General features: G+C 70.4%; 20 protein-coding genes. 4 read left to right on the top strand and 16 right to left on the bottom strand.

Features of this window, described 5'->3' with window-relative positions; translation table 11 throughout:
• Positions 1 to 29: 29 nt before the first annotated feature.
• Genes hisH through QM517_RS14255 form a run of 4 tightly spaced genes read right to left on the bottom strand, consistent with a single transcriptional unit; the run spans position 30 to position 2,754 of the window.
• The gene (gene hisH, locus QM517_RS14270; protein ID WP_077050158.1) at positions 30 to 677 is read right to left on the bottom strand and encodes an imidazole glycerol phosphate synthase subunit HisH; all 648 of its coding nucleotides are present in this window, start codon (positions 675 to 677) and stop codon (positions 30 to 32) included.
• Positions 674 to 1,288, bottom strand: coding sequence for an imidazoleglycerol-phosphate dehydratase HisB (gene hisB / locus QM517_RS14265; protein ID WP_283288259.1), 615 nt, complete (start codon positions 1,286 to 1,288; stop codon positions 674 to 676). Before hisB ends, hisH begins: the two co-directional genes overlap by 4 nt.
• Positions 1,285 to 2,379: a histidinol-phosphate transaminase gene (locus tag QM517_RS14260; protein ID WP_175627547.1), complete on the bottom strand. Its 1,095-nt coding sequence runs from the start codon at positions 2,377 to 2,379 to the stop codon at positions 1,285 to 1,287. Before QM517_RS14260 ends, hisB begins: the two co-directional genes overlap by 4 nt.
• Before the next feature lie 24 nt (positions 2,380 to 2,403).
• Entirely contained in the window at positions 2,404 to 2,754 is a 351-nt protein-coding gene (locus QM517_RS14255) for a LysM peptidoglycan-binding domain-containing protein (protein ID WP_283288257.1), read from the bottom strand.
• Between the two features lie 261 nt (positions 2,755 to 3,015).
• On the opposite strand from QM517_RS14255, the gene lexA reads away from it, so the two are divergent.
• The 3 genes from lexA to QM517_RS14240 all read left to right on the top strand — a co-directional run bounded on the left by lexA (position 3,016) and on the right by QM517_RS14240 (position 6,918).
• Entirely contained in the window at positions 3,016 to 3,705 is a 690-nt protein-coding gene (gene lexA / locus QM517_RS14250; RefSeq protein WP_283288254.1) for a transcriptional repressor LexA, read from the top strand.
• A 143-nt stretch (positions 3,706 to 3,848) separates the two neighbouring features.
• Positions 3,849 to 4,922 carry a hypothetical protein gene (locus QM517_RS14245; protein WP_283288252.1) on the top strand — a complete coding sequence of 358 codons (1,074 nt, stop codon included), beginning with the start codon at positions 3,849 to 3,851 and terminating at the stop codon, positions 4,920 to 4,922.
• Positions 4,923 to 5,031: 109 nt separating this feature from the next.
• The gene (locus tag QM517_RS14240; protein ID WP_283288251.1) at positions 5,032 to 6,918 is read left to right on the top strand and encodes a S9 family peptidase; all 1,887 of its coding nucleotides are present in this window, start codon (positions 5,032 to 5,034) and stop codon (positions 6,916 to 6,918) included.
• Between the two features lie 57 nt (positions 6,919 to 6,975).
• On the opposite strand, the gene hflX is transcribed toward QM517_RS14240, so the two are convergent.
• Positions 6,976 to 8,493: a GTPase HflX gene (gene hflX, locus QM517_RS14235; protein ID WP_077050163.1), complete on the bottom strand. Its 1,518-nt coding sequence runs from the start codon at positions 8,491 to 8,493 to the stop codon at positions 6,976 to 6,978.
• A 90-nt stretch (positions 8,494 to 8,583) separates the two neighbouring features.
• Here hflX and QM517_RS14230 point away from each other — a divergent pair, with 90 nt between their 5' ends.
• Positions 8,584 to 9,237: a class I SAM-dependent methyltransferase gene (locus QM517_RS14230; protein WP_077050164.1), complete on the top strand. Its 654-nt coding sequence runs from the start codon at positions 8,584 to 8,586 to the stop codon at positions 9,235 to 9,237.
• A gap of 27 nt (positions 9,238 to 9,264) precedes the next feature.
• On the opposite strand, the gene dapF is transcribed toward QM517_RS14230, so the two are convergent.
• From dapF to QM517_RS14175, 11 genes are all read right to left on the bottom strand, one after another.
• On the bottom strand, positions 9,265 to 10,119 hold the full coding sequence (dapF, locus tag QM517_RS14225; protein ID WP_077050165.1) for a diaminopimelate epimerase: 855 nt from the start codon (positions 10,117 to 10,119) through the stop codon (positions 9,265 to 9,267).
• Between the two features lie 46 nt (positions 10,120 to 10,165).
• A complete protein-coding gene (locus QM517_RS14220) occupies positions 10,166 to 10,606 on the bottom strand; it encodes a GNAT family acetyltransferase (protein ID WP_077050166.1) in 441 nt (146 codons plus the stop codon).
• Positions 10,603 to 11,550 carry a tRNA (adenosine(37)-N6)-dimethylallyltransferase MiaA gene (miaA, locus tag QM517_RS14215; RefSeq protein WP_283288248.1) on the bottom strand — a complete coding sequence of 316 codons (948 nt, stop codon included), beginning with the start codon at positions 11,548 to 11,550 and terminating at the stop codon, positions 10,603 to 10,605. Before miaA ends, QM517_RS14220 begins: the two co-directional genes overlap by 4 nt.
• A complete protein-coding gene (miaB, locus tag QM517_RS14210) occupies positions 11,547 to 13,097 on the bottom strand; it encodes a tRNA (N6-isopentenyl adenosine(37)-C2)-methylthiotransferase MiaB (protein WP_283288245.1) in 1,551 nt (516 codons plus the stop codon). Before miaB ends, miaA begins: the two co-directional genes overlap by 4 nt.
• 74 nt (positions 13,098 to 13,171) lie before the next feature.
• On the bottom strand, positions 13,172 to 13,936 hold the full coding sequence (locus tag QM517_RS14205; protein WP_283288243.1) for a regulatory protein RecX: 765 nt from the start codon (positions 13,934 to 13,936) through the stop codon (positions 13,172 to 13,174).
• Positions 13,936 to 14,988, bottom strand: a complete 1,053-nt coding sequence (gene recA, locus QM517_RS14200) for a recombinase RecA (RefSeq protein WP_077050168.1) — start codon at positions 14,986 to 14,988, stop codon at positions 13,936 to 13,938. The genes QM517_RS14205 and recA overlap by 1 nt, the downstream gene beginning before the upstream one ends.
• 312 nt (positions 14,989 to 15,300) lie before the next feature.
• Positions 15,301 to 15,525, bottom strand: a complete 225-nt coding sequence (locus QM517_RS14195; RefSeq protein ID WP_283288241.1) for a DUF3046 domain-containing protein — start codon at positions 15,523 to 15,525, stop codon at positions 15,301 to 15,303.
• A gap of 9 nt (positions 15,526 to 15,534) precedes the next feature.
• Complete coding sequence (locus QM517_RS14190; RefSeq protein ID WP_076490831.1) at positions 15,535 to 15,843, bottom strand: helix-turn-helix domain-containing protein; 309 nt, start codon at positions 15,841 to 15,843, stop codon at positions 15,535 to 15,537.
• A gap of 160 nt (positions 15,844 to 16,003) precedes the next feature.
• Positions 16,004 to 16,531, bottom strand: a complete 528-nt coding sequence (locus QM517_RS14185) for a CinA family protein (RefSeq protein ID WP_283288240.1) — start codon at positions 16,529 to 16,531, stop codon at positions 16,004 to 16,006.
• On the bottom strand, positions 16,528 to 17,115 hold the full coding sequence (gene pgsA / locus QM517_RS14180) for a CDP-diacylglycerol--glycerol-3-phosphate 3-phosphatidyltransferase (protein ID WP_283288238.1): 588 nt from the start codon (positions 17,113 to 17,115) through the stop codon (positions 16,528 to 16,530). The genes QM517_RS14185 and pgsA overlap by 4 nt, the downstream gene beginning before the upstream one ends.
• A complete protein-coding gene (locus tag QM517_RS14175) occupies positions 17,115 to 19,814 on the bottom strand; it encodes a DNA translocase FtsK (protein WP_283288236.1) in 2,700 nt (899 codons plus the stop codon). Before QM517_RS14175 ends, pgsA begins: the two co-directional genes overlap by 1 nt.
• Between the last annotated feature and the right edge of the window lie 66 nt (positions 19,815 to 19,880).

Below are 19,880 nucleotides of genomic sequence, written 5' to 3'. Positions count from 1 at the left end.
GGCGCCTGTCGCCAGCCCCGGGCACGAGGTCACACAGTAGTCGCGCGCAGCCCGTCGATCCAATTCGCGAGCAGCCGGATGCCGGCCTCCCCCGACTTCTCGGGGTGGAACTGCGTCGCCGCGAGAGGACCGTTCTCGACGGCGGCCAGGAAGGGCTCGCCGTAGGTGCACCACGTGAGCACCGGCTCGGGGAACGGAGGGGTGACCTCGAGCGACCATTCCTGAGCGGCGTACGAGTGCACGAAGTAGAAGCGCTCATCGGCGATCCCGTCGAACAGACGCGAGCCCTGCCCGGCGGAGACGGTGTTCCATCCCATGTGCGGCAGCACCGGAGCCGCGAGCTCCGAAACGGTGCCGGGCCACTCCCCGAGGCCCTCGGTGTCGGTGCCGCGCTCGATCCCGCGACCGAACATGACCTGCATGCCCACGCAGATCCCGAGTACGGGACGTCCGCCGGCGAGGCGGCGATCGATGATCTCGCCCCCGCGGCTGGCGGTGAGGGCGTCCATCACGGCGCTGAAGGCCCCGACGCCGGGAACCAGCAGTCCGTCGGCGTCGAGGAGCAGCGCACGGTCGGAGGTGAGGCGCGCGTCCGCACCGGCCTCGATGAGAGCCTTGACCGCCGAGTGGACGTTGCCCGAACCGTAATCGAGGACCGCGACGACGGGCTTGCTCACAGGGCTCCCTTGGTGCTGGGGATGCCGTCGACGAGCGGGTCGAGCGCCTTCGCCTGGCGGAACGCGCGAGCCAGCGCCTTGTACTCGGCCTCGGCGATGTGGTGCGGATCGCGCCCGCCCAGCACGCGCACGTGCACGGTGAGTCCGGCGTGGATCGAGATCGCCTCGAACGAGTGACGCACGAGCGACCCGGTGAAGTGTCCCCCGATGAGGTGGTGCTCGAAGCCCGCGGGCTCGCCGGTGTGGACCAGGTACGGCCGGCCGCTGATGTCGACGACCGCCTGGGCGAGCGCCTCGTCGAGGGGGACGAGGGCGTCGCCGTACCGGGCGATGCCCGACTTGTCGCCCAGCGCCTGACGGATCGCCTGGCCGAGCACGATCGAGGTGTCTTCGACCGTGTGGTGCGCGTCGATGTGCGTGTCGCCCGTGGCCGTCACCCGAAGATCGGTCAGCGAGTGCTTCGCGAAGGCCGTCAGCATGTGATCGAAGAACGGCACGCTCGTGGAGATCTCGCTCGCTCCGGTCCCGTCCAGGTCGAGGGACAGCTCCACCCGCGACTCGCTCGTCTCGCGGACGATCGTTGCGGTGCGAGGCGTGGCAGCGGCGGTCATGCTCGCGATCCTACCGACGCCAGTGCATCGAGGAACGCCGTCGTCTCGTCCGCGGTCCCCGCCGTGACGCGCAGGTGGTGGGCGATACCGACATCGCGGATGAGGACGCCGCGATCGTAGAGGGCCTGCCAGGTCGCTGCCGGATCGTCGACCCCGCCGAACAGCACGAAGTTCGTCCACGACTCGTGCGCGGTGTACCCCAACGCCGCCACCGTGGCGGAGATCCGGTCGCGCTGGGCGACGATCTCATCCACCATCGACAGCATCGTGTCGGCGTGCCCCAGCGCGGCGGTCGCCGCCGCCTGGGTCAGGGCGCTCAGGTGGTACGGCAGACGCACGAGACGGAGCGCGTCGACGAGGGCGGGGTCGGCTGCGAGATACCCCACGCGCGCGCCGGCGAAGGCGAACGCCTTGCTCATCGTCCGCGACACCACCAGACGCGGGCGGCCCGGCAGCAGCGTCACCGCGGACGGCTCGTCGTGGGGAGCGAACTCCTGGTAGGCCTCGTCGACGATCACGATGCCGTCGGTCACCGCGTACACGGCCTCGATGACGTCGAGGCTCAAAGGAGTGCCGGTGGGGTTGTTCGGAGCGCACAGGAACACGATGTCGGGGTTCTCGCGCACCACCTGCTCGGCGGCGAACGCGGCGCTCAGCGTGAAGTCGTGCTCGCGCTCCCCCGCGATCCACTCCGCGCCGGTGGCGCGCGTCAGGATCGGGTACATCGAGTAGGTGGGTGCGAAGCCCATCGCGCGGCGCCCCGGACCACCGAAGGCCTGCAGGACGTGCTGGAGCACCTCGTTCGACCCGTTCGCCGCCCAGATCTGCTCTCGGACGAGACCGTGGCCGAGATAGTCGGCGAAGGCCTCCCGAAGGCCGGTGAACTCGCGGTCCGGGTACCGGTTGACGTCGCGAAGGGCCCGGGCGACGGCGTCCAGGATGTCGTCCGCCACCTCGGACGGAACGGGGTGGGTGTTCTCGTTAACGTTGAGGGCGACGGGCAGGGCCGCCTGCGGCGCTCCGTAGGGAGTCATGCCCCGGAGGTCGTCGCGAAGAGGAAGGTCGTCGAGGCGCACGGTCACCTCACCCATGGTAGGCGGCGACGCGCCGGGTGATCACCGCCCCAAGGCGTAGGCCGCGGGGATGGCGATGCGCTGACCGGCGGTGACCGAACCGTTCTCAAGCGCGTTGAGGCGGGCGATCTCGGCGACGACGTCTCGCGGATCGGACGCGGGGGCGACGTCTTCGGCGATCGACCACAGGGTCTCGCCGCTCATGACGGTGATCTCGGTGAAGGCACCCGTGGGAGCGCCCGTCTCGTTCGAGGCGAGGGCCGCTCCGCCGCCGACGACGGCGAGCGCGAGGGCGACGACCACGGGAAGCGCGGCCAAGAAGGCGAACACCCGACGTCCGCGCGCGGTCAGACGCAGGCGGGTGGTGGGGGCGGTGACGGCGATGCTGCTCATGGTGTGCTCCTCGGTGGGGAGAGATTCACACCCCGCCCTCGGCCGGGAGGGCGGTGGTGCGAATCTGTATTCCGAATCTATCTTCGATACTGTGGAGGCGTCAACACCGGCGTTATCGGAGACCGATCGAACGCGACACGCGGGAAGCTCCGCCGCGATCGAGTGGTCCACCGGATACGGTTTCGACGAGGAGACCTCATCACGGACCTCCGACATTCGAATTTCCGCCGCATCGCAGGACGCGGCGCGAGGGGAGCACACATGACCGACGCGACGACCGCGGCCGGCCGCGAACGGCCGCAGACCCGGCGCCGGAAGAGCCTCAGCGACAAGCAGCTCGCCATCCTCGAGGTGATCCAGCGCTCGATCGCACGGCACGGCTATCCGCCGAGCATGCGCGAGATCGGCGACGCGGTGGGGCTCAAGTCGCTCTCGAGCGTCACCCACCAGCTGAACCAGCTCGAGCTCAGCGGGTACCTCCGCCGCGACCCCGGCAAGACGCGGGCGATGGAGGTCCTGATCGACCTGCCCGGCACCGCCGCCGAGAATCCGGCCGACACCGCACCCGCCGTGGGCGACGCCGCCCTGGTCCCGCTCGTCGGCCGGATCGCCGCGGGAGTGCCGATCACCGCCGATCAGCAGGTCGAGGAGATCTTCCCCCTCCCCCGCCAGCTCGTCGGAAAGGGTGAACTGTTCATGCTCAAGGTCTCGGGTGACTCGATGATCGACGCGGCGATCTGCGACGGCGACTGGGTGGTCGTGCGCACGCAGTCCACCGCCGAGAACGGCGAGGTCGTGGCCGCCATGCTGGACGGCGAGGCGACGGTGAAGACGTTCCGCCGCCGGGACGGTCACACGTGGCTGCTCCCCCGCAACTCCGCGTTCGAGCCGATCCTGGGCGACGAAGCCGTCGTCCTCGGCCGGGTCGTCGCCGTGCTGCGGACGGTCTGACGCCGGCTCGGCTCCTCCGGAGGCCGGATGACCACCTCGCGGTGGGCATCCGGCCTCCGTCGTTCCGAGCTCTCTCCACAGCCGCATGATCGCCCGCGCCGGACGCCCCTAACATGACAGGACACATCGAGAGAGCGAGTCCCGTGTCGTCCCCCACCCCCGCCGCCGAGCCCCCGCCCTCCGACCCGGCCAGTGCACGCCCCGCTCCGCCCGCCGTGCCCGACGATCCGGCCGCGGGTCGCGTGCCCGTGGCCGGGGATCCGGGCCCCGCTCCCTCCCTCCCCGCGGACGCACCCCTCACCGAGGCCCCCGTCACCGTGCCGGCCGAACGTCGTCGTCCGCGCGCGAGCGTCGTGGTCCTCGCCGTCCTCCTGGCCGTCGCCGTCGTCGCCGGCGGGCTCGGATTCTTCTGGGTGGTCACCCAGCTGCAGGAGGCTCGCACGCTCATCGGCGACCAGCAGCAGCAGATCACCGACCAGCAGCGACGTCTCGACGAGCAGCAGGAGATGATCGATCGCAAAGAGCAGTTCGGTACCGCGATGAACGACCTGTACGCGACGATCGAGCCGCTCGTCGGTCTCCCCTACGCGACGATCGTGCCGTGGTACCGCGTCGAGGATCTCGCCGATCGCGCGTGGATCCACCGGCGGAACCCCGCCGCGCTCGATCAGGACGTCGTGGACGTGCAGAGATTGACGTCGGAAATCTCGAGCCGCTCCGACGGCGTCAGCGCTCAGGCCGCGTCGAACGCGTCGGGGACCGCGTGGGAGGCGACGCTCGACGATCTCGGACGCGGGTGGGTCTCGACCGTCTTCGAGGGCGCCACGCCCTGCGGCGCCACGGCCCTGGCGTGCGTGTCCGGCGCGCAACCCTTCACGGTGCACGTGCGGGCCGACTCCCAGACCGATCCCACGATGACCGACTGGATCCGCACCGGCGCCGCCTACCACGAGTACGCTCACGTCCTGCAGTTCACCAACCCTCAGCCGACCGACGACGCGCTCGCGTCCTTCGGGGGCGACGCCGAGACGATGGCCGACTGCTACGCGCTGACGTTCCTCGACGGGTGGTCGCTCGATCACGAGGTCGCGATCGACGCCTACTCCTACTACGAGGTCACCGTCGGGTACGGCTACACGTGCGACGCGGGCCAGCGTCAGGTCATCCGCGACTGGGTGGGTCGGCTCGGTGTGACGCGGCAGGTCGTCGGCGGCTGAGACCGTCGCCGGTGGGCGTCCGGCCGGGTCGCGCGCCGTTCGGGTGCCTCGGGGCACGGCGACGAAGGCGCAGCGCGGCATGTCCGGCCCGGTCCGTAGGGTGGATGCCATGCCGCAGACGCTCCCATACGGATCCTGGCCCTCTCCCCTCACGCCCGAGGCGGTCGCGCAGTCATCGCCTCGGCTGGACGGCGCGCGCATCGTCGGCGACGACGTCTGGTGGGGCGAATCCGTCCCGAGCGAGGGCGGACGCGTCACCGTGAAACGGAAGCGCCCGGACGGATCGGTCGAGACGGTCCTGCCCGCTCCGGGCAACGCCCGCTCGTCGGTGCACGAGTACGGCGGCGGCGCCTGGACGGCATCCGACGACGGCCAGCTCTTCTACGTCGAGAAGTCCGACCAGCGTGTCTATTCGCTCACCACCGGTGGCGCGCCGCGCGCGCTGACCCCCGAGGGCGGCGATGTGCGGCACGGAGGGCTGTCCTGGCAGTACGGCAGCCTCGTGGCGGTCCGCGAGACCCACGGAGCCCAGCGGGTCCCGGAGCGCGCGATCGTGCGGATCCCGCTCGACGGCTCCGACACGGAGGTGCTCGCCACGGGAAGCGTGTTCCTCGCCCACCCGGCGCTGTCCCCCGACGGCCGCCACCTGGCGTGGATCGCGTGGGACCACCCCGACATGCCGTGGGACGCCACCGTGCTCCGCGTCGCCGACCTCGCAACCGGAGACGTGCGCGATCTCGCCGGAGGCGACCGCCGCGCACCGCTGCAGCCCGTCTGGATCGGCGACGACGAGCTGCTGTACGCCGACGATCCGGAGGAGCGCTGGAACCTGTTCCGTCGGTCGCTCGACGGTGACCCCCAGCCGGTCGCGCCGGCCGACGCCGACACCGGCGGCCCGGTCTGGGTCCTCGGGACCCGCTGGTTCTCGGCCACCGACGACGGTCGCATCATCGCCGTCCGCACCGACGGCGGCGACGAGATCGTCGAGATCGCGCCCAGCGGCATCCGTCTGCTCGACGTGCCGGTGGTCGCCGGCGCCTCGGTCGACGACGTGCGCGGCTCCCGCGCCCTCGTCTCCGGTTCCGACGCCTCGGGGCTGTCGGGACTGTGGTCGATCGACCTCGACACCGGAGCGGTCGCGCAGGTCACGGTCGCAGACCACCCGGGCGTCGAATGGATGCCGGCCGCCCGCGCCCTCACCACCGGGGGCCCGCACGGCCCGGTGCACGCCTTCGCCTACCCGCCGACGAACCCCGATGTCGTGGCCCCGGCCGGCGAGCGGCCGCCGTACCTCGTCCTCGTCCACGGCGGGCCGACGTCGCACGTCGGTCCCGCCCCTTCGGCGAAGACGGCGTTCTTCACCAGTCGCGGAATCGGCGTGCTCGACGTGAACTACGGCGGTTCCACGGGGTACGGTCGCGCCTACCGCGAGAGACTGCGCGGGCAGTGGGGGGTCGTGGATGTCGACGACGTCGCCGCGGCGGCATCCGCTCTCGCGGCCGCCGGTCTCGCCGACCCCGAGCGCCTGGCCATCGCCGGAGGGTCCGCGGGCGGCTGGACCGTGCTCGCGGCGGTGACGAACACCGACGTGTTCTCGGCGGGGATCTCCCGCTACGGCGTAGGCGACGCCCGCGCTCTCGCGGAAGACACCCACGACTTCGAAGCGCGCTACCTCGACGGTCTCATCGGGCCGCTCCCCGAAGCGGAGGCCGTCTACCTCGACCGGTCGCCGTTGTCGCACCCCGATCGCTTCCGCGTGCCCCTGCTGATCCTGCAGGGCGCCGAGGACCGGGTCGTCCCGCCCTCGCAGGCCGAAGCGATCCGCGACGCCCTCGCGGCCCACGGCGTCGCGCACTCGTACGTCCTGTACGAGGGCGAGGGCCACGGTTTCCGTCGCGCGGAGACGGTGGTGGACTCCCTCCAGCGCGAGCTCGGCTTCCTCGGCGCGGTCTTCGGGTTCGAGACACCCGGCATCCCGGCGTTCGCGCTCGACTGAGTCCTCACACGACGACGCCCCGCCGAGAGGCAGGGCGTCGTCGTGTGAGGGATCCGATCAGGCGGCGTACGGAGCGAGCTCGGCCGCGAGACGCGCACCGACGTGCGCGTGCAGGAAGGTTCCCTGCTCGCGGTGCTCCTGAGCCATGATCAGGCCGGTCTCGTGGACCGCCGACACGAGGTCGCCGCGGTCGTACGGCACGACCGCGCGCACCTCGACCGCGGGGAGCGGCAGCGCGTCCTCGATCGCGGCGCGGAGCTCGTCGATGCCCTCGCCGGTTCGGGATGACACGAACATCGCAGCCGGGGCGAGACCGCGCAGGACGAGGCGATCGTCCGGGCTCACGAGGTCGGCCTTGTTGAACACGACGATCTCGTGCCCGAAGTCGGCGTCCACGTCGCCCATCACATCCCGAACCGTCGACAGCTGCGCCGCGGGATCCGGGTGCGACGCATCCACGACGTGCAGGATGACATCGGCGTCGCCGACCTCTTCCAGGGTCGAACGGAACGCCTCGACGAGCTGGTGCGGAAGGTTCCGGACGAAACCGACCGTGTCGGTCAGCGTGTAGACACGGCCGTCCGTGGTCTCGGAACGGCGGACGGTGGCATCCAGGGTCGCGAACAGGGCGTTCTCGACCAGAACGCCCGCGCTCGTCAGTCGATTGAGCAGGCTGGACTTGCCGGCGTTGGTGTATCCGGCGATCGCGACGGAGGGGATCGTGTGACGCTTGCGCTCGGCGCGCTTCGCCGCGCGGGCGGGCGCGAAGTCCCGCAGCTGCTTGCGCAGCAGCGCCATCTTGGTGCGGATACGTCGCCGGTCGAGCTCGATCTTGGTCTCACCGGGACCGCGCGAGCCCATACCGGCGCCGCCGGCACCGACCTGTCCACCGGCCTGACGCGACATCGAGTCACCCCAACCGCGCAGGCGCGGAAGCAGGTATTCGAGCTGCGCGAGTTCGACCTGCGCCTTACCCTCGCGGCTCTTGGCGTGCTGGCTGAAGATGTCGAGGATCACGGTCGTCCGGTCGATGACCTTGACCTTCACCACGTCCTCGAGGGCGCGCCGCTGGCTCGGGGCGAGTTCGGTGTCGGCGATGACCGTGTCCGCACCCACCGCCGCGACGATGTCGCGCAGCTCCTGGGCCTTGCCGCGCCCCACGTACGTCGCGGGGTCGGGATGCGGGCGGCGCTGCAGCACGCCGTCCAGCACGACCGCGCCCGCCGTCTCGGCCAGGGCCGCCAGCTCGCGCAGCGAGTTCTCGGCATCCGCCTGCTCGCCCTGCGGGTGCACGCCGACGAGAACGACGTTCTCGAGGCGCAGCTGCCGATACTCGACCTCGGTGACGTCTTCCAGCTCGGTCGACAGGCCCGGGACGCGTCGGAGCGCCGCACGCTCCTCACGATCCCACTGGTCGCCGTCGGCGGATCCGCCGTAGGCGGTGGCGGAGTCCTGCAGGGCCTGCGCTGCGCCGAAGACCCGGACCCCGCGATGCGCGTCGGCGCGCGAAAGCACACGGTCGACCGGGTCGACCGGCGACTCGTCGATGCTCGGGGGTGTGGTCTGTTCGGTCATGTGTTCCTTCCGTCCGCGAGCGGTGCCGCGGCATCCTCGCACTTTAGTCGCCCCCACGTCGAGGGCTCCGGTCCGCTACGCTTCCTTGGCATGGGGAGCGACCACTATTTCAGCGCGTCGCCGTCGAGTCCCGAACAGTTCCGCCGCCTCCGTGTCACCCTCGCCGGGCGTGAGCTCGAAGTCGTGACCGCGGGCGGTGTCTTCAGTCCGGACCGTCTGGATGCCGGAACCTCGGTGCTCCTGGCCAACACGCCGGCCCCGCCCGCCGGTGGGAACTTCCTCGACCTGGGAAGCGGCTGGGGTCCGATCACGCTGAGCCTCGCTCTGGATGCCCCTCATGCGACGGTCTGGGCCGTCGACGTCAACGAGCGGGCTCTCGACCTCGTGAGGCAGAACGCGGAGCGCCTCGGCCTCACCAATGTCAACGCCGTTCGTCCCGAGGATGTTCCCGACGGGATCGCGTTCCGCACGATCCGCTCGAACCCGCCCATCCGGGTGGGAAAGAACGAACTCCACGGCATGCTGGAGCACTGGATCCCGCGCCTCGCGGAGCGGTCCGACGGGTGGTTCGTGGTCCAGCGCAACCTCGGTTCCGATTCGCTCCAGCGGTGGCTGGCGGCGACGTTCGCGAGCGGATTCTCGGTCCACCGTGCCGCCACCGGACGCGGGTACCGGGTGCTGCGGGTCCGTCGTCACGGCTCGCCTCCGAGCGAACCCATCGACGTCATCGCCGACGCGCTCTGACGCGTTCCGCCGGCGCACACCGCCGGTTCAGGCCAGAGCGACCTCTCCGGTGAAGACGAGGGATGCCGGGCCCGAGAGGTACACGTGACCGTCGGCGACGCGCACGCCCAGAGTTCCGCCGCGCGTTTCGACGACCCACGCATCGGGCGCCGCGGATCCGGCCCAGTGCCGCACGGCGAGGGCCGCGGCCGCGACACCCGTGCCGCAGCTCAGCGTCTCGCCGACGCCGCGCTCGAACACGCGCATGCTGATCGCGCCCACGCCGTCGCGCACGAGCGGGTCGGCCGGAACGACGAACTCGACGTTCGCCCCGTGCCGGGGCGCCGGGTCCAGCACCGGTTGATACGCCAGCTCCGCGCTGTCGAGCTCGGCGTCCGAGGAGAGCGCCACGACGACATGCGGGTTGCCGACGTCGACACCGACGCCGGGCCGCGCGACGGGCAGGCCCTTCGCGCGCACGAGCACCTCGCCGGGCTCGATCAGGAACTCCCCCAGGTCGACTTCGAAGCCGCGGTCGCTGCGGGTCAGGGTCTTCACGCCCGCGCGCGTGCCGATGCGCAGCCCACCGGCGATGTCGGCGAGTCCCGAATCGGTCAGGTAGCGGGCGAACACCCGCGTACCGTTGCCGCACATCTCCGCCTTCGAGCCGTCCGCATTGCGGTAGTCCATGAACCACTCAGCCCCCGACGCGGCCGCGTCCGCCCCCTCGTCGATCGCCACGGACCGGACGACGCGCAGCAATCCGTCGGCTCCGATGCCGAAGTGACGGTCGCACAGGATCGCGACCTGGTCGTCGGAGAGGTGGAGCTCGCCATCCGGGTCCGACACGATCACGAAGTCGTTGCCGGTGCCGTGGCCCTTGGTGAACGCGAGAGTCGCCATGGCATCCAGTCTAGGGATGGCCGTTATGCGGGCGCCGTGGGCGTCGTCAGGCGGGACCGCCCGGTCCGTCGACGATGAGGCGACGCCCCGTGGCCCACGTCTCGAACGGGACGTACCCCAGCGCGTCGTAGAACCCGCGCGCACCGGTGTTGTCCGGCCGCACCATCAGCTGCACCTTCGGGCATCCCATCGCTTCCAGGAGCCGTTCGGCCTCGGCCACGAGGGCGCGACCGATCCCCCGCCCCCGGCGCGACGACGCCGAGGCCAGGTAGTACAGCCATCCGCGGTGACCGTCGTATCCGGCCATGACGCTGCCGACCACCGTGTCGCCGTCGGCGGCCACGAGGAAGAGCTCGGGCTGAACGGTGAGCTTCCGCCGGATGTCGGCGCGCGGATCGTTCCACGGCCGGGTGAGCCCGGCCTCCTCCCACAACGCCACGACCGCCTCTTCGTCCGCCGCCCGGAACGCGCGGATCTCCACACTCACCCCCGCACCTCGTCTCCCCGTACCTCGTCGACGAGCGCGTCGGCACGGGCGGTCCGGACATCGAGGCGGCGGGCGTCGGCATAGCGACGGAACCACGACACCTGGCGCCGCGCGTAGCGGCGCGTGAGCGCCTGCGTCTCGGCGATCGCCTCCGCGCGGGTCATCTCGCCGCGGAGCTGGGCCAGCGCCTGCGCGTACCCGATCGCGCGCGCCGCGGTGACACCGCGCTCGATCCCCTCGGCTCGCAGCGCGGACACCTCGTCGAGCAGCCCCTGCTCCCACATGGCCTCGACCCGGGCGTCGAGGAGGCCCACGAGCGTCTCGCGTTCGATCTCCGTCGCGAGGATCGTCGTCCGCGGATGCCAGAGGTCGGGCTCGGCGGGAAGGGCACCGCCATGGGTGTCCTCGCCCAGCGCCAGCACCTCCAGCGCGCGGACGACCCGTCGTCCGTTGCGCGGATCGATGCGTTCGGCGGCGGCGGGGTCCATGGCCCGCAGGCGTGCGAAAAGCACGCCGGGACCCTCGCTCTCGAGCTCGGCCTCCAGCTCCGCACGGACGGCGGAATCCCGCGGCGGGAAACGGAAGTCCCACAGCACGCTGGAGACGTACAGTCCCGAACCGCCCACGAGGATCGCATCCGCCCCGCGCGAGAACACGCCTGTGATCGTCTCGCGGGCCGTCGGCTGATACCAGGCCACCGCCGCTTCGTCGGTGACGGCGAGAGCGTCGAAGAGGTGGTGCGGGATCCCGCGCCTCTCCGGCGTCGGCAGCTTCGCGGTGCCGATGTCCATGCCGCGGTACAGCTGCATGGCGTCGGCGTTCACGATCTCCACCGCGCGTCCCCGCTCGTGGAGGGCGTGGGCCAGATTGAGCGAGAGCCCGGTCTTCCCCGTGCCGGTCGCACCGACGATCGCCCACAACCGCGGCGCGTCGTCGGCGGTCACACGCCGATACGCAGACTCGGAAGGCCCAGTGACACGGCGCGCGGGGCGCCCGCGTCGGCACCGGGTGCGGGAACGCCGCACGATTCCGCCTGCGCGCGGTCCCAGGCGTCGCCCGCCCGCGTGCGGCGGACATGCAGCGGCCCGCCGGTCACCGCATCGGCGACGAGGTAGAACGGCGCGGCACGCGTGACCTCCACGGAGACGACATCACCCGGGCGCGGGAGCGCCGAACCCTCGGGCACCTCGAAGTGGACGAGACGATTGTCTTCCGCGCGGCCCGTGAGGCGCCGCGACGCCGCGTCCTTCTTGCCTTCGCCGGTCGACACCAGCACTTCGAGCACGCGCCCGACCTGGTTCTGGTTCTCTTCGAGGGAGATCCGCTCCTGCAGCGCGATGAGACGCTCGTAGCGCTCCTGGACGACCGCCTTCGGAACCTGATCGTCCATCGTCGCGGCGGGAGTGCCCTCGCGGATCGAGTACTGGAAGGTGAAGGCGCTCGCGAAGCGGGAGGCCTCGACCACCCGCATGGTCTCTTCGAAGTCGGCATCCGTCTCGCCCGGGAAACCGACGATGATGTCGGTCGTGATCGCGGCGTGAGGGATCTGGTCGCGGACACGCTCGAGGATGCCGAGGAACCGTTCGCTGCGGTACGACCGGCGCATGGCCTTGAGGATCCGGTCCGACCCCGACTGCAGCGGCATGTGCAGTTGCGGCATGACCGACGGGGTCTCGGCCATCGCGGCGATCACGTCGTCCGTGAACGCCGCCGGGTGCGGGCTGGTGAAGCGGATGCGCTCGAGACCGTCGATCTCGCCGGCCGCGCGCAGAAGCTTGCCGAAGGCGAGCCGGTCACCGAACTCGACGCCGTAGGAGTTGACGTTCTGCCCGAGCAGCGTGACCTCGATCGCCCCGTCGTCGACGAGGAGGCGGATCTCGTTCAGGATGTCGCCGGGACGACGGTCCTTCTCTTTTCCGCGGAGGCTCGGGACGATGCAGAACGTGCAGGTGTTGTTGCACCCCACGGAGATCGACACCCAGCCGCTGTGCACCGAGTCGCGTTTGGTGGGGAGCGTCGAAGGAAAGATCTCGAGCGACTCGAGGATCTCGAGTTCGGCCTCGCCGTTGTGGCGCGCCCGCTCGAGCATTCCGGGAAGGGACCCCATGTTGTGCGTGCCGAAGACGACGTCGACCCACGGCGCCTTCTGCTGCACGGCGTCCTTGTCCATCTGCGCGAGGCAGCCTCCGACGGCGATCTGCATGCCGTCGTGGGCGTCCTTGCGCGACTTGAGGTGACCGAGGGTGCCGTACAGCTTGCCGGCGGCGTTGTCGCGGACGGCGCACGTGTTGATCACGACGACGTCGGCGTCGGCACCGGCTTCGGCTCGGACGTAGCCGGCGCTCTCGAGCGAACCGGAGAGACGCTCGGAATCGTGCACGTTCATCTGACAACCGAAGGTCCGCACCTCGTAGGTGCGCGCGCGACCGTCGGCCGTGTGAGCGGCCGCGGAGGGCGCGATGAGCGTCGGTGTCGATACGGGGGTCGTCATGATGCGTGCCATTCTAAGCGCCGGTCGCCGGAGGAACACGGTCGGGAGGGAGCGCGCGCGGCCGGTACCGGACGTCAGTCGTCCGGGGTGAACCGGACGGCGACCGACGCGGCCGGTCGTGAGAACGGGGCACGCCGGATGCCCGCTTCTGCCAGTGCCTGACGCGCAGCTTCGAGGGAGATCGACGACGAGTACCCTCGCCGGGCGAGTTGTCCGGCTAGGCGGCGCAGGCTGGCGTCGTAGTCCTTGCCGCCGACGTTGCGGGCCTTCGAGCGGGCGAACTCCAGCGCGCGTTCCGCGTCGTCGTCGGGCAGCTCGGCGATCGCGGCATCCGCGACTTCGCGCGAGATCCCGCGTTTGCGGAGAGTCTGCGCGACCGCACGACGACCCTGCCCTCGGCGTTCGATCGCCGACATCGCGAGCTGCTCGGCGAACGCCTGGTCGTCGAGGTAACCGAGGTCGACGAACTTCGTCACGACGTCCTCGATCACGGAGTCATCGACACCGTCGATCCCGCCGAGAGCCGTACGGGCTTCCGCCAGCGACAGGGAGTGCCCACGAAGCTTGCGCAGGAGAACCGCCTCGGCGCGATCGCGGATCTCATCGGGCGATTCCGCGTCAACGGGATCGTCGAACGCGGCACCCGGGCGAGACCAGCCCGTCGCCTCGTCCCGGGGGGACGTCGACGTGGCCGCACGGTCGCGCGACGCCTGGGGAGCGGGAGCACGCGAACCGAAGAGAGGGATGACCGGCGCGAGGTCGTCACCGACCGCGCGGTCGCCCGCGTCGCGCTCCGCTTCGGCGGAGACGCGACCCGGGCGACGGGCGTCGTCTGTCATCAGGCGGGACGGCGGGCGGCCAGCTCGTCTGCGGCCGGAGCGGCGGTCGCGGCCGGAGCGCCGATACCGAGCTTGCCCTTGATCTTCGACTCGATCTCGGCCGCGACATCGGCGTTCTTGATCAGGAAGTTGCGGGCGTTCTCTTTGCCCTGCCCGAGCTGCTCGCCGTCGTACGTGTACCAGGCGCCCGACTTCTTCACGATGCCGTGCTCGACACCGAAGTCGATCAGGCTTCCCTCGCGCGAGATGCCCACGCCGTAAAGGATGTCGAACTCGGCCTGCTTGAAGGGCGGCGCCATCTTGTTCTTGACGACCTTGACGCGAGTGCGGTTACCGACCGCTTCGGTACCGTCCTTGAGGGTCTCGATTCGACGGATGTCGAGACGGACCGACGCGTAGAACTTCAGCGCCTTACCTCCGGCGGTGGTCTCGGGCGAGCCGAAGAACACGCCGATCTTCTCGCGCAGCTGGTTGATGAAGATCGCGGTCGTCTTGGTGGTGTTCAACCCACCGGTGAGCTTTCGCAGGGCCTGCGACATCAGGCGAGCCTGCAGACCCACGTGCGAGTCGCCCATCTCACCCTTGATCTCGGCTTCGGGGACGAGCGCCGCCACGGAGTCGATGACCACGAGGTCGATGGCACCGGAACGGATCAGCATGTCGGCGATCTCGAGCGCCTGCTCACCCGTGTCGGGCTGCGAGACGAGGAGGGCGTCGATGTCGACCCCGAGCTTCTTCGCGTACTCGGGATCGAGCGCGTGCTCGGCGTCGATGAACGCCGCGATACCGCCCGCACGCTGTGCATTGGCGATGGCGTGGAGGGTCAGCGTGGTCTTACCCGAGGACTCCGGGCCGTAGATCTCGATGATGCGACCGCGGGGAAGACCGCCGATGCCGAGGGCCACGTCGAGGGCGACCGAGCCGGTGGGGATGGTCTCGATCGGGGCGCGCTCGTCGCTGCCCAGTCGCATGACCGAGCCCTTTCCGAACTGCCGGTCGATCTGGGCGAGGGCCGATTCGAGGGCCTTCTCGCGCTCTGCGGGTGAGGGCATGACGTCTTCTTTCTTCTCGCGATCCGTCGCCTATAGGCTGTCGTGCTCCCCTCCGACGGAGGGGATGCCCGACAAGGCGTTCAGAGTGTCGTTCGACATCGATCACGTTAGGGAGGGCCTCCGACATCGACGGAGGAAACCCCGGCTTCTGTGGACGAGAACGCCCGAAACTCCGATGTGCAGGAGCCTACGCCGAAATCGAACGAAGATTCGATGACACGCCGTGCGGCGCGTCGCGACACCCGAAGACGTGCCGGTCGTCGGCGAGGGCGCGCGCCGCCCGCGACGCGGCTCGTCAGACCCGAGGCGCGATCACCGGCGCCGTGGGTCGAGACGACCGACGCCGTACCGCCGCTCGGCAGGGACGTCCGTCTCCTCGCACAGCGCGAGCCACACGTCGCGCGGGTCGACGCCGGCGGCGAGGGCGTCCGCACTCGTGCGTCCGCCCACGGACGTCAGCACGAGGTCGGTCATCAGGGAACCGCCGCGCACGCCGAACTCGTCGGCGACCGCGCGATCGAATTCGCTACGTCGCATTACGCGGGATCAGTGCAGGGAGAGCTCGGGCTCGACCGCTGCCACCAGGTCGTCGGGAACGACGTCGGGGAAACTCTGCAGACCTTCGAGGACCGACAGGCGGTCACCGACCTCGCGCATGATGGTGGAGATCGGCACGTCGAGGGCCTCGGCGACCGAGGCGAGGATCTCGCTGGACGCTTCCTTCTGGCCGCGCTCGACCTCGCTCAGGTAACCGAGAGCCACACTCGCGCGGCTGGCGACCTGACGAAGGGTACGACCCTTCTGCTGGCGGAGCTCACGCAGGACCTCGCCGATCTCTTGACGGACCAGGATCATGTGAACCCCTCCTCACTACCGATTCCTCCGCTGCCCGGGTGGACAACGGTACAACACCGTTTCAGGTCACCCTAATGCCGCGCGCTGGGCACTGGATGGGAATCGCTGGGAACAACTCGGATGTGTCATCATTTGTTCCCCTCGGCACGAGCGGAAGCGCTCACAGCGCGGCGAGGGCGCGACGGATGGCGATGTGCGTCGCCTCCCGGCGGATGCGGTCTCGGTCGCCCGCCAGCACGAGGGAGTCCACGCGCGTCCCGAGGGGCGTCGAGACGGCGATGTGCACCGTCCCGACCGGTTGCCCGTCCTGCGGGTCCGGACCGGCGACCCCGGTGGTGGCGATACCGACGTCGGCCGGGATGCCGTCGTGTCCGAGGACGTCACGGACGCCCCGCGCCATCTGACGGGCGACGCGCGGATGTACGGCGCCGTGCGCCTGCAGGAGCGCGGGATCGACGCCGAGCACGCTCCGCTTCAGATCGGTCGCGTACGCCACGACTCCGCCCCGGACGGCGCGGGACGCACCCGGGATGTCGACGAGCGACGAGACGACCATGCCGCCGGTGAGCGACTCGGCGACGGCGACTGTCCAGCCGAGTTCGACGAGACGCTCGAGGAGTACGGCGGCGCTCTCGCGCGGGTCGCGCACGACGGTCTCGTCGAGGTCGTCGGGCACGCCGTCGATCATCGGCCGCCTCGCCGTGCGCGCGCCCCGCGAACCTCCGAGACGACGTAGTCGATGCCCGACGCAATGGTGAGGACCACCGCGATGGTCATCGTCACCACCCCGGCCCACCACACGGTCGACTGCCAGACGGCGGCATCCGACAGGGATGCCAGCGCCAGGAGCGCGATCGAGAGCGCCACGGCTTGCGCCACGGTCTTGAGCTTGCCCATCCAGGCGGCGGCGAGCACGTGGTCGCTGACGACCATGAAGCGGTAGACGGTGATGCCGATCTCGCGGACCAGCACGACGATCGTCACCCACCAGTCCAGCTCGCCGAGGATCGACAACCCGACGAACGCGACGCCGGTGAGCGCCTTGTCGGCGATCGGATCGAGGAGCTTCCCGAGGTCGCTGACGATGTCGAACCGGCGCGCGATGTACCCGTCGACGCCGTCCGTGGCGATCGCCACGATGAAGACGATGCCCGCAGCCCAACGGAGCCCTCCCCCGGCCCCCGCGTCCGCGAGCAGCAGCCACAGGAAGACCGGCGCACACAGGATCCGCGCGATCGTGATCGCGTTGGGAAGCTGCGGGTGCACGGCCATCAGTCGCGTCCCGTCAGTTGCCAGGCGTCTTCGGAGTCCTCGTCGTCACCGACGACGGGAAGACCGTCGAACTGTGCCTCGACGGCATCCGGACCGTAGCGGTCGTCGTCGCCGCCGGCGGGCGGATCCTCGCCGCGCAGGCGGGCGAGGACGGCCGGAAGCTGCTCGTTCGTGACGAGGACGTCGCGGGCCTTGGAACCCTCCGACGGCCCGACGATCTCGCGCGACTCGAGGAGGTCCATGAGGCGCCCGGCCTTCGCGAAACCGACGCGGAGCTTGCGCTGCAGCATCGAGGTCGACCCGAACTGGGTCGAGACCACCAGCTCTGCGGCCGCGAGGAGCAGCTCCAGATCGTCGCCGATGTCGGCGTCGATCTCCTTCTTCTCGGCCGCCGCCTGCACATCGGAGCGGTACTCGGGACGCGCCTGCTGCGTCACGTGGGCCACGACCCGCTCGATCTCCTGTTCGCTCACCCACGCACCCTGCACGCGCAGAGCCTTGGACGCGCCCATGGGCAGGAACAGACCGTCGCCCTGACCGATGAGACGGTCGGCGCCCGGCTGGTCGAGGATGACGCGCGAGTCGGTGACGCTCGTCACCGCGAACGCCAGACGCGAAGGGACGTTGGCCTTGATGAGGCCCGTGACGACGTCGACGGAGGGGCGCTGGGTGGCGAGGACGAGATGGATGCCGCTGGCGCGGGCCAGCTGCGTGATGCGGACGATCGAGTCCTCGACGTCGCGCGGGGCGACCATCATGAGGTCGGCGAGCTCGTCGACGACGACCAGCAGGTACGGGTAGGGCTTCAGCACGCGCTCGCTGCCCGCCGCGAGCTGGATCTCGCCCGCGACGACCGCTCGGTTGAAGTCGTCGATGTGACGGAAGCCGAACGACGCGAGATCGTCGTATCGCATATCCATCTCTTTCACGACCCACTGGAGCGCCTCGGCGGCCTTCTTGGGGTTGGTGATGATGGGGGTGATCAGGTGCGGCACGCCGGCGTAGGACGTGAGCTCGACGCGCTTCGGGTCGATGAGGACCATCCGCACCTCGGACGGCTTCGCCCGCATGAGGAGGCTCGTGATCATCGAGTTCACGAAGCTCGACTTGCCGGAGCCCGTGGACCCCGCGACGAGGAGGTGAGGCATCTTCGCGAGGTTCGCGACCACGAAGCCGCCGCCCACGTCCTTGCCGACACCGATCGTCATCGGGTGCGTCGAGGTGGTCGCGGCATCCGATCGGAGGATGTCGCCGAGCGTCACGATCTCGCGGTCGGCGTTGGGGATCTCGACGCCGATCGCGCTCTTGCCGGGGATCGGCGCGAGGATGCGCACCTCGTTGGAGGCGACGGCGTAGGCGATGTTGTTGGTCAGTGCGGTGATCCGCTCGACCTTGACGCCCGGCCCGACCTCGATCTCGTACTGGGTCACGGTCGGACCGCGCGAGAACCCCGTGACGCGTGCGTCGACCTTGAACTGCTCCATGACGCTCTCGATGGCGGCGACGACTGCGTCGTTCGCGGCGGAGCGCGCCTTGGGCGGTGTGCCCGCGGCGAGGGCGGCGACCGACGGCAGCCGGTAGTTCGCGGACGGTGGGAGCCCCGCGTTGTCACCGCCGAGGCCGGAGATGCCGGGGAGGTCGTCGTCGGGTTCGTCAACGGTCGGAGAATCGTCGTGGAGCCCGCGCCCGGTGGCGACGCCGGCCAGGGCACCCGGGTCGATGATCTCGGTGAGCGCGTCGGGTGCGGGCGGCATCGGCGGGCGAGCGGGCGGGGCCGCCGGCGGGGCCGCGGGAGCAGAGGGTGCGACGAAGGCGGACTCGAATCCCCCCTGGGTGGTGCCGGGTGAGAGCAGTGTCGTCAGGTCGTCGGAGCCGAGGTCGCCATCGACGTCCTCTTCGCGGCCGGACTTGTTCCTCCGCCACCAGGGCAACGACTTCTCGCCGGGCGTGTCGTCTTCGGCATCCACCGGCAGGACCGCCGTCGTCGCATCCTTCTCGACGCGCTCGGCGCCGAACATCCAGGCGTACAGATCGCCGAGGCGCTGGACGATGCGGTTCGGCGGGGTCTTCGTGAGGATCAGGACGCTCAGGACCGTCAGGAGCGACAGCGCGATGTACGCACCGACGTCCTTGAGCACGAACGCGAGCGGCTCGCCGCTCAGCCAGCCGGCCAGACCGCCCGCGAGACTGAGAGTGGGGAGCCCGGCGCTCGGAGCCGGGCGCCCGCCGGCGACGTGGCAGAACCCGGCCATCGAGATGACGAAGAGCGCGAAGCCGATACCGATTCGCCCGTTGTCGTGCACGGACGACGGGTGCCGGAACAACCACCCCGCCAGGAGCAGCAACAGCACCGGGAACACGAAGGCCACACGGCCGATGAGTCCGCCGAAGCTGTAGGCACTGATCGCCGCGGCGACCTCGGTGCCGATGAAGAACCATTCGACCACCGCACCGAGTACGGCGAGGAGGACGAGGAGGAACGGGAAACCGTCGCGACGCTGGTCGCGTTCGAGGGTCTCGGGGCCGAAGACGCGGAACATGCCGCCGACCCCGTGGGCCAACGCGGTCCAGGCGCGGACGGCGACGGGCGGCCTGTCGGGCTCGTCGACGTAGCGCTTGGGCGCGGGCGCCGACGCTTTCGGTCGCGCCTGTCCCTTGGCGGGGGCGCGACCGCCGGACGTGGACGTACTGCGGGGCATTCCTCCACGGTAGGCCGAGCTCCCGACATTCGCAGGGACCGACGCGGGGTTCGAGACCGGACCGAT

This window comes from Microbacterium sp. IEGM 1404 (assembly GCF_030056775.1).
GTDB lineage: Bacteria > Actinomycetota > Actinomycetes > Actinomycetales > Microbacteriaceae > Microbacterium.
This window is presented reverse-complemented; position numbering and strand designations above follow the sequence as displayed.

Excerpts from the sequence above, each read along its gene's own strand:
- QM517_RS14240 (WP_283288251.1), top strand. The coding sequence starts at position 5,032 with ATGCCGCAGACGCTCCCATACGGATCCTGGCCCTCTCCCCTCACGCCC.
- QM517_RS14260 (WP_175627547.1), bottom strand. The coding sequence starts at position 2,379 with ATGGGTGAGGTGACCGTGCGCCTCGACGACCTTCCTCTTCGCGACGAC.
- QM517_RS14175 (WP_283288236.1), bottom strand. The coding sequence starts at position 19,814 with ATGCCCCGCAGTACGTCCACGTCCGGCGGTCGCGCCCCCGCCAAGGGA.
- hflX (WP_077050163.1), bottom strand. The coding sequence starts at position 8,493 with ATGACCGAACAGACCACACCCCCGAGCATCGACGAGTCGCCGGTCGAC.
- hisB (WP_283288259.1), bottom strand. The coding sequence starts at position 1,288 with ATGACCGCCGCTGCCACGCCTCGCACCGCAACGATCGTCCGCGAGACG.
- recA (WP_077050168.1), bottom strand. The coding sequence starts at position 14,988 with ATGCCCTCACCCGCAGAGCGCGAGAAGGCCCTCGAATCGGCCCTCGCC.
- QM517_RS14230 (WP_077050164.1), top strand. The coding sequence starts at position 8,584 with ATGGGGAGCGACCACTATTTCAGCGCGTCGCCGTCGAGTCCCGAACAG.
- QM517_RS14185 (WP_283288240.1), bottom strand. The coding sequence starts at position 16,531 with ATGATCGACGGCGTGCCCGACGACCTCGACGAGACCGTCGTGCGCGAC.
- QM517_RS14190 (WP_076490831.1), bottom strand. The coding sequence starts at position 15,843 with ATGATCCTGGTCCGTCAAGAGATCGGCGAGGTCCTGCGTGAGCTCCGC.
- dapF (WP_077050165.1), bottom strand. The coding sequence starts at position 10,119 with ATGGCGACTCTCGCGTTCACCAAGGGCCACGGCACCGGCAACGACTTC.
- lexA (WP_283288254.1), top strand. The coding sequence starts at position 3,016 with ATGACCGACGCGACGACCGCGGCCGGCCGCGAACGGCCGCAGACCCGG.
- QM517_RS14205 (WP_283288243.1), bottom strand. The coding sequence starts at position 13,936 with ATGACAGACGACGCCCGTCGCCCGGGTCGCGTCTCCGCCGAAGCGGAG.
- QM517_RS14255 (WP_283288257.1), bottom strand. The coding sequence starts at position 2,754 with ATGAGCAGCATCGCCGTCACCGCCCCCACCACCCGCCTGCGTCTGACC.
- miaB (WP_283288245.1), bottom strand. The coding sequence starts at position 13,097 with ATGACGACCCCCGTATCGACACCGACGCTCATCGCGCCCTCCGCGGCC.
- QM517_RS14195 (WP_283288241.1), bottom strand. The coding sequence starts at position 15,525 with ATGCGACGTAGCGAATTCGATCGCGCGGTCGCCGACGAGTTCGGCGTG.
- pgsA (WP_283288238.1), bottom strand. The coding sequence starts at position 17,115 with ATGGCCGTGCACCCGCAGCTTCCCAACGCGATCACGATCGCGCGGATC.